A 13,802-nucleotide genomic window follows, 5' to 3' on the forward strand; every position below is an offset into this window, starting at 1 on the left:
GACCCTACCCTTCGGAGAGCGCCCAGTCCGCGCCCCGACGACGCGATCCGCACCGGGCGATCACCAGCACCGCGGCCGCCGCACCGATCGCGCCCACCAGGTTGACCCCCAGCTGCAGCACCGACAGGCCCGCCTCGCCCCAGCGCCCCTCGATCACCGCGACCGAGGCGTAGGCGGCGGCCGGGACGGTCGTCACCGAGATGAACACACCGACCAGCGCCGAGGACCGCGCCGAGGTCAGCGACAGCATGCCGGCCGCACCCGCCAGCACCGCGACGACCAGTGAGAACGGCCCGACGTCGTAGATGAAGTCCATCTGTTCCAGGTCGTCGAGCCCGGCCGAGGACAGCCAGCCGAGCAGGTCGAACAGCAGGGTCGCGACGGCGGTCACGGCCATCGCCAGCGGGAACCCGGCGGCGAGCGCGAGCGCGCCGCGCGAGACCAGGTCGCGACGGCGCAGCACCAGCCCCACCGCCATCGCGGCCATCGGACCGAACTCCGGGCCGAGCACCATCGCCCCGACCACGGTCACCGGCGAGTCGGTGACCGCGCCGACGGCGGCGAGCAGGCAGGCGATGGTGAGGAAGGTCAGGAACGTCGCGGACAGCCGCGACTCCTCGCCGGTGCGCTGGATCAGCTCGTCCCAGACGACCGCGTCGGCCCCGTCCCCCGGGGCGGCCTCCTCGGCCGCGTCCGCCCGGTCGGACAGCACCGTGTCGAGCTGCTCGAGGGTGATGCCGCCGTCGTGGTCGACGCCGAGATCGGACAGCCGGCCCAGCAGGTCGTCGGCACACTCGCGGGCGACGTCGGCCTCGACCAGGTCACCGGCGGGCTGCACCGCCACCCCGGGGTGGACCACCAGGTGGGCCACCCCGGGCTGGGCGTCGAGGATCGCGCGGACCTCCGCGGTCCGCCCGGGTGGGCAGACCACCCGCAGGTGCAGCACCTACGCGGCCGGGCCGGGCTTCTCCGGGGCGCCGCCGCCGGTCTCGGCGGGCCTGCCGGGCGCGGAGCCCCCGGGTGCGGAGCCGGCCGGCTTCGCGTCCACGCCCGCCTCCTTGCGCTGGGCCGCCGTGATCGGCGCCGGGGCCTGGGTCAGCGGGTCGAACCCGCCGCCGGTCTTCGGGAACGCGATGACCTCGCGGATGGAGTCGACCCCGGCGAGCAGCGCGGTGATCCGGTCCCAGCCGAACGCGATCCCGCCGTGCGGCGGCGGGCCGAACGCGAAGGCGTCGAGCAGGAAGCCGAACTTCTCCTGCGCCTCGTCCGCGGACAGGCCCATGATCTCGAAGACGCGCTTCTGCACCTCGGCCGAGTGGATACGGATCGAGCCGCCGCCGATCTCGTTGCCGTTGCAGACGATGTCGTAGGCGTAGGCCAGCGCGCTGCCCGGGTCCTTCTCGAAGGTGTCGATCCACTCCGGGGTGGGCGAGGTGAACGCGTGGTGCAGCGCGGTCCAGGCGCCGCCGCCGACCGCGACGTCGTCGGTGTCGGCGGCCGACTCGAACAGCGGTGCGTCGACGATCCAGACGAACGACCAGGCCGACTCGTCGATCGCACCGGTCCGCCGCGCGATCTCGCCGCGTGCGGCCCCCAGCAGCGCCCGGGCCTCGCCCGGCGTGCCCGCGGCGAAGAAGATGCAGTCGCCGGGGTTCGCGCCGACGGCCTCGGCCAGCCCGGACCGCTCGGCCTCGGAGAGGTTCTTGACGACGGGGCCGCGCTCGTCGACCCGGCCGTCCTCGCCGATCAGGACGTAGGCCAGGCCGCGGGCGCCGCGCTGCTTGGCCCACTCCTGCCAGCCGTCGAGCACCTTGCGGGGCTGCGACGCCCCGCCCGGCATGACGACGGCGCCGACGTAGGGGTTCTGGAAGACACGGAACCCGGTGCCCGAGAAGTAGGACGTGAGCTCGGTGAGCTCGATGTCGAAGCGCAGGTCGGGCTTGTCCGAGCCGTAGCGGGCCATCGCCTCGGCGTAGGGCATCCGGCGGATCGGGGCCTCGATCTCGTGCCCGACGAGGCGCCACAGCGCGGTGAGGACCTTCTCGGCGAGTGCGATGACGTCGTCCTGCTCGACGAAGCTCATCTCGATGTCGAGCTGGGTGAACTCCGGCTGCCGGTCGGCACGGAAGTCCTCGTCGCGGTAGCAGCGCGCGATCTGGTAGTAGCGCTCGAGGCCGCCGACCATGAGCAGCTGCTTGAACAGCTGCGGGCTCTGCGGGAGCGCGTACCAGGAGCCGGGACGCAGCCGGGCCGGGACGACGAAGTCGCGCGCGCCCTCCGGGGTGGACCGGGTCAGGGTCGGCGTCTCCACCTCGATGAAGTCCTCGGTGGCGAGCACGTCGCGGGCGGCCTTGTTGACGTCGCTGCGCAGCTTCATCGCCGCGGCGGGCCCGGAACGGCGCAGGTCGAGGTAGCGGTGGGAGAGCCGGATCTCCTCGCCGACGCCGGTGTGGTCGTCGATCGGGAACGGCAGCGGCGCGGACTCCGACAGCACGGTCAGCTCGGTGACCGTCACCTCGATGTCGCCGGTCGGGAGGTCGGCGTTCTCGTTGCCCGCGGGCCGCCGGACGACCTCGCCGACGACCTGGATGCAGAACTCGGAGCGCAGCCGGTGGGCCCGCTCGGCCATCTCGCCCTCGCGGAACACGACCTGGGCCGATCCGGAGCGGTCCCGCAGGTCGATGAAGATCACGCCACCGTGATCGCGGCGGCGGGCCACCCATCCGGCGAGGGTCACGGTCTGGCCGGCGTTCTCGGCACGCAGCGTGCCGACGGGGTGGGTTCGCATCACGGCGGTCAAGGCTATCGGCACCCCCCGGGCCGTCTGCCACCAGGTTTCCGGTGGGTTCTCACAGCAGGCTCAGCTGCCCGTCCCCGGGCGCCGCCGCCCGCGGCGCCGCGACCGGCTGTCGGGTCCACCCCGGGTCGCGCGGGTTCGGTTCGGGCCGGTCCAGGCCGTGCCGGGCCAGCAGCGGGGCGACCCGCCGGGCCAGGGTCCCGCGGTAGTCCCGGGTGGCGTAGGCCCCGCCGCGGTAGAGCCGCTCGTAGCGCGGCAGCAGCGCGGGGTGGGTCCGCCCCAGCCAGGCCAGGAACCACTCCCGGGTCCCGGGACGCAGGTGCAGCGCGAGCACCGTGGCCCGGCTCGCCCCGGCGGCGGCGATCTCCGCCAGCAACGCGTCGAGGGCCTCGGTGGAGTCGGTCAGCCACGGCAGCACCGGAGCCACCATCACCCCGCACGGCAGGCCGGCGTCGGCGATGCGGCGGACCAGGTCGAGCCGGGCCCGCGGGCTCGGGGTGCCCGGTTCCAGGTGCGCCTGCAGCTCCCGGTCCAGCAGCGCGATCGACACCCCGGTCCCGACCCGCACATCGGCGTTCGCGGCCGCGAGCTGCGGCAGGTCCCGGCCGAGCACGGTGCCCTTGGTCAGGATCGAGAACGGGGTGCCGGAGCGGGCCAGCTCCGTGATCACCCCCGGCATCAGCCGGTACCGGCCCTCGGCCCGCTGGTAGGGGTCGGTGTTGGTGCCCATCGCGACGTGCTCGCGCCGCCACGACGGCCGGGCCAGCTCCCGCCGGAGCACCCGCGCGACGTTCACCTTGACCACGATCTGGGAGTCGAAGTCCGCGCCCGCGTCGAGGTCGAGGTAGGTGTGGGTGTTGCGGGCGAAGCAGTTGTGGCTGACCACCCCGGCGGCCACGAAGTCCCCCGTCCCGGTGGTGATGTCGACCATCGGGCGGATCGTGCCGGTGTCGCGGACCGCGACCACGCGCGGCGCGCCGCCGGGCGGCTCCTCGACACGGGCGCCGCCGACGTCGCGGACCCGGGCCACGGCCGGGTCGGTCACCGCGATCAGCCGCAGCTGTTCGGCGGCCCCGCCCAGCACCCGCAGCGCCCGCACCCCGGGCCGGGCCGACGGCTCCGAGGCCACCCGGAACCCGAGCCGGCGCAGTGCCTCGACGCAGGCGCGGGCCAGCCCCTCCTCGCCGGGCACGATCCGCAGGACCCCGGCCGAGACCTCACCGCAGGCGTCGACGACGCCACCGACGAAGCCGGCCGACCAGCCGCGGGCGGGCCGGTCCGGCCAGGCCGTCGGCGACGGGCCGGGCCCCGTGAGCACCCCGGCGGCCACCGGTGCCCGCCGCGCGGTCAGCAGGTGGTGGGCGCGGGCGAGCGCCTCCAGCTCGACCCAGCCGGTCGGGAACGGCTCGGCCCGGACCCGGCCGCGCACCGCGTCGGCCCGGACCAGCCCGCAGAGCCACCCCTCGGCGTACCCGTCGGGCCACGCCCCACCGGGGACCCCGGCCGCGCCCGGCCCGACCAGGGCCGTGCCGGGTGCCAGGTGCGGGCAGTCCACCGAGGAACGGCAGCGTCCCGGGCGCACGTGCGCCCAGCCGGACGGGGTGAGGAAGCGGTGCTCGGCGGAGGTGACGAGCACCGTGCCGTCGTCGAGCGACACCTCCTGGGCCCGGCGCCGGGTCGACCAGTGCGCGAGGACAGGGGTGCGGACGAACCGGCGCCGCCCGGCACCGTCGGCGACCGTGCCGACGACCTCGTCACCGGCACGCAGCTCGCCGATCGGCCGGGACCGCCCGTCCCCGGTGAGCACCGGGGTGTCCCCCGCCAGGCAGTAGGTGCAGGCGTGCGAGCAGCCGCGGTAGGGGTTGACCGTCCAGCCGAACGGCACCGGCGACGACGACGGCACCCGGTTCAGTGCCGAACGCGCCTCGACCTCGTGGAAGACCGTGTCCGCGAACCCGGGGGTGCGCACCGAGCGCAGCAGCCCCTGCATCCCGGGCAGCGCCGTCGCGCCCCCGACCCCGTCCGTCCCGACCTGCTGTCCGTCCCATCGCACCGCCCGAGTCGAACACAAGTTCGAACGACGGGCAACCGGTCGTCGCCGGACGGTCGCGTCCGGGCGAACGGCACCCCGCAGGTCGAAGATCGTTTGCGAGGATGCGGACGTGCCCCCGCCTCCGCCCACCCCACGCGACCCGTCCGTCCCCGACGGCGGGCGGCCCACCGCGCCCCGGCCGGGCGGACGGCGGCGCGCCGGGGACCGGGCCCACGGTGCCCCGGGCGGGCACCGACCCACGGGGGAACCGGCCCGGCACCGGGCCCCGCAGGCACCGGCCCCGCGCCGCCCCCCGCTCGCGGAGGACGGCGTCACCCGCACCCCGCCCTCCCCCGCGGACGGTGCGCCGGACGGCACCGAGACCGGTCCGATCCCCCATCCCGGGCACCCGGGCGGCTGGGGCGACTGCCCGGGCCAGGCCGACCTCGGCGCGGTCACCGGCTCCCCGGCCCCACCGGCGGGCGCCCGCACACGGGGCCACCACGACGGCCACGGGCACGGCCACGGGCACGGCCACGGGCACGGCCACGGGCACGGCGCGGCCTCCCCGGCCGGACGCCGGGTGCGGAACCTGCTCGTCGCACTGCTCGTGCCGTGCGCGCTCGCGACGCTCGCCGGAGTGGTCCTGCTGTGGCCGGGGCCGACGCCGACCCCGGAGATCCCACCCACCCGGCAGGTGCACGGCACCGTCACCGCGGTGCAGGTCGCGGACTGCTCCCCCGGATCCGGGGACCGCCGGTGCACGGGGGTGACCGTCGCCCTGTCCGACGGCCCCCGCGCCGGGCGGGACCTCGTCCAGCTCGTGCCGACCGAGCCGTCGACCCCACGGTTCGCGGTGGACGACCCGGTGACGTTGTCGTGGTCGGGCGCCGACCCCGACGACGCCGGCTCCTACCAGCTCGTCGACTTCCAGCGCGGCGCCCCGCTGGGGTGGCTGGCGGCGGCGTTCGCACTGGCCGTGGTCGTGCTCGGGCGGCTGCGCGGGTTCGCGGCGCTGGTCGGCCTGGTGCTCAGCTTCGTGATCCTGCTGTGGTTCGTGCTCCCGGCGATCCTGTCCGGCGGCTCACCGCTGGCGGTCGCGGTCACCGGCGCCTGCCTGATCATGTTCGTCGTGCTCTACCTGACCCACGGGTTCAGCGCGCGGACCTCGTGCGCGGTACTCGGGACGCTGGCCTCCCTGGCCCTGATCGGGGTGCTGGGCTACCTGTTCACGGTCACGTCCCGGCTCACCGGGCTCGACGACACGACCGCCACCCTGATCGGCACGCTCGGCCCGGGTGTACCGGTCGACCCGCGCGGCCTGGTCCTGGCCGGGCTCGTGATCGGCGCGCTCGGTGCACTCGACGACGTCACCGTCACCCAGGCGTCCGCGGTGTGGGAGCTGGGCGCGGCGAACCCCGGGATGAGCGTGCGGGAGCTGTTCGCGGCCGGTATGCGGATCGGGCGCGACCACGTCGCGTCGGCGGTGAACACCCTGGTGCTGGCCTACGCTGGGGCGGCGCTGCCGCTGCTGTTGCTGTTCACGGTCGCGGCCGGCGGCGTGGGCCAGGTGCTCACCAGCCAGGACGTGGCGACCGAGATCGTCCGGACGCTGGTGGGCAGCATCGGCCTGGTCGCCGCCGTACCGGTCACGACCGGGCTGGCGGCCCTGGTCGTCGGGCGGCGCTGAGCCTCACCCCGCGGGCTGGAGCACGAAGTCGTAGCGCGCCTCGTACCAGGGCTCGTCGCTGTGCCCCCCGTCCGGTGTGGGGCCGGGGTCGTGACGGTCGAAGGCCACCACGAGCTCGCGCTTCACCCCGAACACGACGTCGGAGTCGAGGTACTCGGTGCCCTCCCGGAACAGGTGGGTGATCAGCGGTTCGAAGCCGGGCACGGCGAGCAGGAAGTGGATGTGCGCGGGCCGCATCGGGCTGATGTCGGTGCGCGCGACCAGGTCGCCGACGGGCCCGTCCATCGGGATGGCGTAGCCGAGCGGGGCGATGGTGCGCAGGCAGTAGCGACCGTCGGCGTCGGTCGTGTACTTCGCGCGCAGCCGGGCCTCGTCGACGTCGAGCTGGGCCTCGTAGGTGCCGTCGGCGTCGGACTGCCACACGTCGAGCACGGCACCGGGGACGCCGGTGCCGTCGAGCGAGCGGACCGTGCCGTGCACGAACAGCAGGTCGCCCGGCAGCCCGTCGGACATGTCGGCGCCGGTCTCCTTCTCCGGGGAGCCGTCGATGTGGAACGGGCCCAGCACGGTCGCCGGGGTGGCCGCCGGGTCGAGCCGGTGGTTCTGCTGCACGACGAGCATCGACAGCCCGAGCACGTCGGAGGCGAGGATGAACTCCTCGCGCTTGTCGTCGGAGATCTGCCCGGTGGCGGTCAGCCAGCGCACCGCGGCCGTCCACTCGTCCTCGGTGAGGCGGGTCTCGCGGGCGAAGGCGTGCAGGTGGCGCACCAGGGCGGTCATCAGCTCGGCGGTGCGCGGGTCGTGGGCGGTGGTCCAGCGCGCGACGGCGGCGTCGGTGATCGTGTCCTCGGTGACGGTGGCGGGCTGCGTCATCGCAGGTCTCCCTCGGGCTGGTACGGGTCGGGGTCGACGGACCGGTTGTGCAGGTCCACGGACAGGAAGATGTCGTTCGCGACGGGACGGCGCAGCTCCTCGGCCAGCTGGCCGATCAGCCCGGCGGTCCGGGCGAGCAGCGCGAAGCCGCGCAGCAGCTCCAGCGGCAGCCCGAGGTCGGCGAGCGCGGCGCCGCAGACCCCGGCGCCGTTGAGCGGCAGCGTCCGGTTCAGCACCTGCGGGTGCACCCGCCCGATCGCGGCGAACAGGCGCAGGTGCGGGCCGAGCTGCCCCTCCTCCTGGGCGATCGCGAACAGCCGCGGGGTACGGGGGTCGCCGCCCTTGTGGACGTGGTGGCCCAGGCCGGGCACGAACCGCTTCGCGGCCCGCTGCGCGGTGACGACGTCGAGTGCGACGGCGTCCCAGCCGTCGTCGTCGGCGGGGAGCTCGGTGGGCAGGTGGTCGTGCAGGAACCGGCCGCAGTCCTCGGTGACGCCGAGGAAGCGTGACCCCCCGCCGAGCAGACCGGCGGCCAGCGCGCCCTGCACCGAGTCCGGCGCGGACAGGTGGGTGAGCCGGGTGACGATCGCGGTCGGGGTGAACCCGTGGTCGGCGAGCGCGGCGAGGACGGCCTCGAACACCCGGGTCTGCCCCGGGGTCGGACGGCGCTGGGTGGCGAGCCAGAACGCGAGCTCGCCGAACCCGACCGTGCCCATCACGTCGTCGGCGAGGTCGTGGCCGAGCAGGGTGATGGCGTCCTTCGACGAGGCACCCAGGGCGGTGGGGTAGGTCATGAGTCGAGCCACTTCCGCAGGTCGGCGCCGTGCTCGTCGAGCTGCGGCGGGGGGAGCCGGTAGACGGCCGGGGTGGCGGAGAAGCGGACCGGGTGCCGCGTGGTGGGTACCGCCCGCTCCCCCTCCCCGACGGTGACGACGGGGTCGAGGCCGAACCGCTCCGCCATCGCGAAGCCCCCGTCGATGGTCTGGATGGGGCCCGACGGCACGCCGGCCTCGGTGAGCAGCTCGAACCACTCCAGGGCACCGCGGGTCGCGAGCCGCTCGTGCAGCAGCGGGCGCAGGGCCTCGCGGTGCACGGTGCGGTCGGCGTTGCGGGCGAAGCGGGGGTCCTCGGCGAGCTCGGGGACGCCGAGCACGCCGCAGAGCCTGCGGAACTGGGCGTCGTTGCCGGCTGCGACGATCAGGTCGTCGTCGGCGGTCGGCATCGGCTCGTAGGGGAAGACCGAGGGGTGGGCGTTGCCCATCCGGTAGGGCACGGTGTCCGCGGCGACCCAGGCGGAGCTGTGGTTGACCAGCCCGGTGAGCGCCGAGGACAGCAGGTTGACCTCGACGTGCTGGCCGGTGCCGGTGCGGTCGCGGTGGCGCAGCGCGGCCAGGATGCCGATCGCGGCGTGGTTGCCCGCCATCACGTCGAACACCGAGATCCCGGCGCGGTACGGCGGCCCGTCCGGGTCGCCGGTGAGGCTCATCAGCCCGGACATCGCCTGGACCATCAGGTCGTAGCCGGGCACGTGCGCACCCGCGCCGGAGCCGAACCCGGAGATCGAGGCGTAGACGACACCCGGGTTGGTCGCGGCGACGGCGGCGAAGTCCAGCCCGAACCGGGCCATCCCGCCGGGGCGCAGGTTCTCGATGACGACGTCGGCCCGCCGCGCGAGCTCGCGGGCGGCGGCGAGGTCGGTCCCGTCGCGCAGGTCCAGCGCGATGGAGCGCTTCCCGCGGTTGATGCCCAGGTAGTAGGTGGACTCCCCGTCGCGCTCGGGCGGCGTCCAGGTCCGGGTGTCGTCACCGGCCGGACCCTCGACCTTGACGACGTCGGCGCCCATGTCGGCCAGCAGCATCGTCGCGTACGGCCCGGCCAGGATGCGCGAGAAGTCGGCCACGAGGATGCCCTCGAGCGGCCCGCCGGTTCCGGCTTCCGCCATCGGTTCCCTCCGAAGTGATCGCTGGACGGACGACTGTCCGCCAGGCGATCGTGACCCGGACGGGGCCGGAGGTCAAGCGGGCGCGGACACGGTCACGTGCGGGGCGGCGGCGAGCCGGGCGAAGTCGGCGCTGATGTCGCCCGCGGTCTGCAGCAGCAGCGGCAGGTGATGTTCGAGCAGGGTCTCCAGCGACGTCTCCGCGGCGTGGCAGTTGACGTTGACCCCGGCGATCACCCGGCCGTCGCCGCCGCGCAGCGGCGCGGCCACCGAGCGGATCCCGGGCGCCAGCTGCTCGTCGGTGAGCGCCCAGCCGCGGGCACGGACCTCGCGCAGCTCGGCGTCGCGCTCGGCGGGGTCGGGGTCGTGGCGCGGGGTGAGCCCGGACCGCGACGGCTCGGCGAGCACGCGGTCGCGCTCCCCCGGGTCGAGCGCGGCGAGCTGCACCTTGCCCAGCGACGTCGACGCGGCCGGGAACCGGGTCCCGATCTGCACCGACAGCGCGACGATCTTGGGCACGGCGACCCGCGCGACGTAGACGATGTCGCTCCCGTCGAGCTGGGCGATCGAGCACGACTCGTGGGTACGGGCGACCAGGCGCTCCAGGTGCGGGCGGGCGACGTCCCACAGCCCGGTGGAGCGGACGTAGGCGACGCCGAGGTCGAGGACCCGCGGGGTGAGGGCGTACCCGCGCTCGCCGACGCGGACGTAGCCGAGCTCGGCCAGGGTCAGCAGCACCCGGCGCACGGTCGGCCGGGCGAGCCCGGTCGCCGCGGCGACGTCGGCCAGGGTCATCTCCGGCCGGCCGGGCCGGAACGCGGTGATCACCTCCAGGCCGCGGGCGAGCGCCTCGATGAAGTCCGGGCCGGTCCCGTCGCGTGCCATGGCGCCACGGTAGCCCCTGGCGTCCGCCCTGCGGACACCCCGCGCCCGGCCGGGCCCGTTCCGGCCACGATGCGACCGTTGACAGCGCAACGGGCGTGCGCGAAGGTGACCGCCGTTCCAGAATGTCCGCACAGCGGACGTCCGTCCGGTAGATCGAGGAGTGCGCCGATGAGCGTCGTCTTCCGCAACGCGACCGTCCTGACCGTCGATGCGGGCCGGACGGTCCTGTCCGGCCACGACGTCCTGGTGACCGGTGACCGGATCGCCGCCGTCGGGGTCGGCCTGGCCGTGCCCGACGGCACCGAGGAGATCGACGCGGCCGGCGGGATCGTGATGCCCGGCATGATCGACACCCACCGGCACATGTGGCAGACCTCGCTGCGCGGCTACGGCGCCGACTGGACGCTCACCCAGTACTTCGTCTGGAACTACCTGGAGTGGGGGAAGATCTTCCGGCCGGAGGACGTCCACGCCGGGAACCTGCTCGCCGCGCTGGAGGCCCTCGACGCGGGCGTCACGACCACCGTCGACTGGTCGCACGGGCTGCGGACCCCGGAGCACGCCGACGCCGCCGTGGACGCCCTGACCTCGACGGCGGGCCGGTTCGTCCTGGCCTACGGCAACATCCACGACGCCCCCGCGAACTGGACCGCCGACCCCGGGTTCCGCGAGTTCGTGTCCCGGCGGATCACCCCCGGCGACGACATGCTCGGCTTCCAGCTCGCCTTCGACGTCACCGGCGACCCGGCGTTCCCGGAGCGTCCCGCGTTCGAGGTGGCCCGCGAGCTCGGCGTCGGCGTCACCACCCACGCCGGGGTGTGGGGCGCCACCAACGACGACGGCGTCCGGCTCATGCACGAGCACGGCTTCGCCGGCCCGGACACCGTCTACGTGCACGCCGCGACCCTGTCCGCGGACTCCTACCACCGGATCGCCGCGACCGGCGGCTCGGTGTCGGTGTCCACCGAGAGCGAGCAGAGCGCCGGTCAGGGCTACCCGCCCACCTGGGCGCTGCGCGAGCACGGGATCCCGGTGTCGCTGTCGATGGACTCCTCGATGTGGTGGAGCGCGGACCTGTTCTCCGCGATGCGCACCACGCTGGGCGCCGACCGGTCCCGCGAGCACCTGGAGGCCCACGGGCGCGGCGACACCGTCACGCACTCGGCACTACGGGCCGAGCAGGTCGTCGAGTGGGCCACCCGGGGCGGGGCGCGGGCGATCGGGCGCGGGTCGGACCTGGGATCGGTCGAGGTCGGGAAGAAGGCCGACCTGGTGCTGCTGCGCAACGACCACTCACCGGTGTCGTTCCCGGTGCTGCACCCGCACGGTCACGTCGCGTTCCAGGCCCAGCGGGGCGACGTGCACACCGTCCTGGTGGACGGGCGCGTGGTGAAGCGCGACGGGCGCCTGGTCGACGTCGACCTGGCCACCGCCCGGGCCGCGGTGACCGCGACCGTGGAGCACCTGCGCGCCACGATGGGCGAGCAGGCGTGGCAGGCGGGGATGAACCCGGAGATCCCCGAGACCAGGGTCCTGGACAACCCCTACACCTACACCGACTACCGCAGCGCGACCACGCACGGCGGCTGAGCGGGACCGCTCAGGCGGGGGCGCGCGCCACCAGGTGCGCCTCGCCGCCCCCCTCGCCGTGGGCGAGGACCTCGAGGTCGGCGAACGCGGCGGTCAGCTCCCCCGGCGCCGCCCGGAACGCCCCGCCCGCGTCGCCGACCTCGGACAGCACCGTCACCGCCAGCAGCCCGCCCGGGGCGAGTGCCGCGGCCATCGCCGGGTAGAGCGCCGGGTCGCGGAACCGCTGGCAGACGACGACGTCGTAGCGGCCCTCCTCGACCGGGAACCCGGCGTCGAGGTCGGCCTCCACCCAGCGCACCCGCCCGGGTGGCTGCTCGCGGGTCACGAGCTCGGCGCCCGCCGCCAGCGCGGCCGGGGACACGTCGACGGCGACGACGTCGAGCCCCCGCCCGGCCAGCCACACCGCCACCGCGCCGCGCCCGCAGGCCAGGTCCAGTGCCCGGCCCGAGGACGGGAGCAGGTCGAGGCACCCGCGCAGCGCGTCCGGCGGGAGCGGCGACCCGGCCCCCGTGCTGTACCTGGCGATGGAGGACTTCCGGGTCGACGTGGTGGTCGGCAAGGGCCCGGGCGCCACCTCGATCCCGCTCGACGTCGCGCCGTTCACCCTGGTCGGGGCCACCACCCGGGCCGGGGCGCTGACCGGGCCGCTGCGCGACCGCTTCGGCTTCACCGGGCAGATGGAGTTCTACGACGTCCCCGAGCTGGAGCGCGTGCTGCACCGCGCCGCCCGGATCCTGGGGATCGACCTGCGGGCCGACGGCGCCGCCGAGATCGCCGGGCGCTGCCGCGGCACCCCGCGGGTCGCCAACCGGCTCCTGCGGCGGGTCCGCGACTACGCCGAGGTCCGCGCCGACGGCGTCGTCGACCGGGACGTCGCCCGGGACGCGCTGGCCGTCTACGACGTCGACGAGCTCGGCCTGGACCGGCTCGACCGCGCGGTCCTCGGGGCGCTGGTCCGCTCCTTCCACGGCGGTCCGGTCGGGGTGTCGACCCTCGCCGTCGCCGTCGGGGAGGAGCCGGGAACGGTCGAGGAGGTCTGCGAGCCCTACCTGGTGCGGGCCGGGATGGTCGCCCGTACGCCGCGCGGCCGGGTCGCGACCCCGCTGGCCTGGACCCACCTCGGGCTGACCCCGCCCCCCGACTCGCCCGCCGGGCACCGGGTGGACCCGCTGTTCTGACCCCGGTGCCCCCGGGGCGCCGCGGTGCGCGAACGGTCCCACATGGGAGGATCCGGACGGACCGAACGGATCGGGCACCGCCCGGCCGGGACGACGGGCACCCTGGTGTCCGCACACCGCGCGGAGCCCTCCGGACACCGCGTGCCCGGCCGGTGCTCCGAGGAGGACGGACCGGAACCTTCCGGACGTCCGGCTCGTTCCGGGGCGGGTCGGACAGCCGGCAGGCCCCGGAGAGCGCCGATTCGGCCCGCTGCACTGCGACGAGCGGTCCGCCCCCGGGAGGGGGCCGGCCGTCGGTGTCGGTCCCGGCTGGCACACTCACGATTACGAGACGAGACGGAGACCCCGCACGATGACTTCAATCCTCGCCCAGCAGGCCGGTGGCGGCTCGAGCATCTTCTCACTGCTGCCGTTCCTCATCATCCTGCTGCTGTTCGTGCCGCTGTTCCTCAACGGCCGCAAGCAGCGCAGGCAGATGGCGGAGACCCAGGCCATGCAGCAGGCGCTGGAGGACGGCGACGTCGTCGTCACCACGTCCGGGCTGCGGGGCACCATCGTCGACGCCTCGTACGAGGACACGATCGACCTCGAGATCGCCGACGGCGTGGTCACCACCTGGCTGCGTGCGGCGATCCGGGAGAAGGTCACGACCGAGGAGCCGGCGGAGGAGACCGTCGCCGAGCCGGTCGAGAAGGACCAGTCGGAGAACAAGCCGACCATCCACTGAAGCATGTCGGGAGCGGGCCGGACGGCCCGTTCCGGCGGCCTCGGCGTCCACGCCGGGCCCGGCAGCGGCGCAGCCGCACCGGCCCGGTGGG

At 75.1% G+C, this 13,802-nt stretch carries 11 protein-coding genes and 1 pseudogene; 4 read left to right on the plus strand and 8 right to left on the minus strand.

The genetic code is table 11. From position 1 onward, the window contains the following. Nucleotides 1-4: 4 nt before the first annotated feature. Genes KPF47_RS19185 through KPF47_RS19195 form a run of 3 tightly spaced genes read right to left on the minus strand, consistent with a single transcriptional unit; the run spans nt 5 to nt 4,850 of the window. On the minus strand, nt 5-946 hold the full coding sequence (locus tag KPF47_RS19185; RefSeq protein ID WP_224390120.1) for a DUF389 domain-containing protein: 942 nt from the start codon (nt 944-946) through the stop codon (nt 5-7). Further along, nucleotides 947-2,791 (minus strand): aspartate--tRNA ligase, encoded by a 1,845-nt coding sequence (aspS, locus tag KPF47_RS19190; protein ID WP_224390121.1) that lies wholly within the window; start codon nt 2,789-2,791, stop codon nt 947-949. 58 nt (nt 2,792-2,849) lie between these two features. Further along, complete coding sequence (locus KPF47_RS19195; RefSeq protein ID WP_224390122.1) at nt 2,850-4,850, minus strand: intein-containing Rv2578c family radical SAM protein; 2,001 nt, start codon at nt 4,848-4,850, stop codon at nt 2,850-2,852. A gap of 109 nt (nt 4,851-4,959) precedes the next feature. Here KPF47_RS19195 and KPF47_RS40225 point away from each other — a divergent pair, with 109 nt between their 5' ends. Beyond that, nucleotides 4,960-6,519, plus strand: coding sequence for a YibE/F family protein (locus KPF47_RS40225; RefSeq protein WP_224390123.1), 1,560 nt, complete (start codon nt 4,960-4,962; stop codon nt 6,517-6,519). 3 nt (nt 6,520-6,522) lie between these two features. Here the strand turns inward: KPF47_RS40225 and KPF47_RS19205 are convergent, their stop codons facing one another. The 4 genes from KPF47_RS19205 to KPF47_RS19220 all read right to left on the minus strand — a co-directional run bounded on the left by KPF47_RS19205 (nt 6,523) and on the right by KPF47_RS19220 (nt 10,216). Next, nucleotides 6,523-7,392 (minus strand): dioxygenase, encoded by an 870-nt coding sequence (locus tag KPF47_RS19205; RefSeq protein WP_224390124.1) that lies wholly within the window; start codon nt 7,390-7,392, stop codon nt 6,523-6,525. Next, nucleotides 7,389-8,186, minus strand: coding sequence for a citryl-CoA lyase (locus KPF47_RS19210; RefSeq protein WP_224390125.1), 798 nt, complete (start codon nt 8,184-8,186; stop codon nt 7,389-7,391). Before KPF47_RS19210 ends, KPF47_RS19205 begins: the two co-directional genes overlap by 4 nt. Continuing rightward, entirely contained in the window at nt 8,183-9,334 is a 1,152-nt protein-coding gene (locus KPF47_RS19215; protein ID WP_224390126.1) for a CaiB/BaiF CoA-transferase family protein, read from the minus strand. Before KPF47_RS19215 ends, KPF47_RS19210 begins: the two co-directional genes overlap by 4 nt. 72 nt (nt 9,335-9,406) lie before the next feature. After that, the gene (locus KPF47_RS19220; protein ID WP_224390127.1) at nt 9,407-10,216 is read right to left on the minus strand and encodes an IclR family transcriptional regulator C-terminal domain-containing protein; all 810 of its coding nucleotides are present in this window, start codon (nt 10,214-10,216) and stop codon (nt 9,407-9,409) included. A gap of 168 nt (nt 10,217-10,384) precedes the next feature. On the opposite strand from KPF47_RS19220, the gene KPF47_RS19225 reads away from it, so the two are divergent. After that, on the plus strand, nt 10,385-11,806 hold the full coding sequence (locus KPF47_RS19225; protein WP_224390128.1) for an amidohydrolase family protein: 1,422 nt from the start codon (nt 10,385-10,387) through the stop codon (nt 11,804-11,806). A gap of 10 nt (nt 11,807-11,816) precedes the next feature. Here the strand turns inward: KPF47_RS19225 and KPF47_RS19230 are convergent, their stop codons facing one another. Further along, nucleotides 11,817-12,365, minus strand: coding sequence for a bifunctional 2-polyprenyl-6-hydroxyphenol methylase/3-demethylubiquinol 3-O-methyltransferase UbiG (locus tag KPF47_RS19230; protein WP_224390129.1), 549 nt, complete (start codon nt 12,363-12,365; stop codon nt 11,817-11,819). Between KPF47_RS19230 and ruvB the strand changes: the two are divergent. Then, nucleotides 12,316-12,984 (plus strand): annotated as a pseudogene (gene ruvB, locus KPF47_RS19235) (Holliday junction branch migration DNA helicase RuvB); the annotation flags it as partial. The gene KPF47_RS19230 and the pseudogene ruvB overlap by 50 nt on opposite strands. Before the next feature lie 352 nt (nt 12,985-13,336). Next, nucleotides 13,337-13,711 carry a preprotein translocase subunit YajC gene (gene yajC / locus KPF47_RS19240; RefSeq protein ID WP_224390130.1) on the plus strand — a complete coding sequence of 125 codons (375 nt, stop codon included), beginning with the start codon at nt 13,337-13,339 and terminating at the stop codon, nt 13,709-13,711. Nucleotides 13,712-13,802: the final 91 nt, after the last annotated feature.

The sequence above is a fragment of the Pseudonocardia sp. ICBG1293 genome (assembly GCF_020131355.1).
Lineage (GTDB): Bacteria > Actinomycetota > Actinomycetes > Mycobacteriales > Pseudonocardiaceae > Pseudonocardia.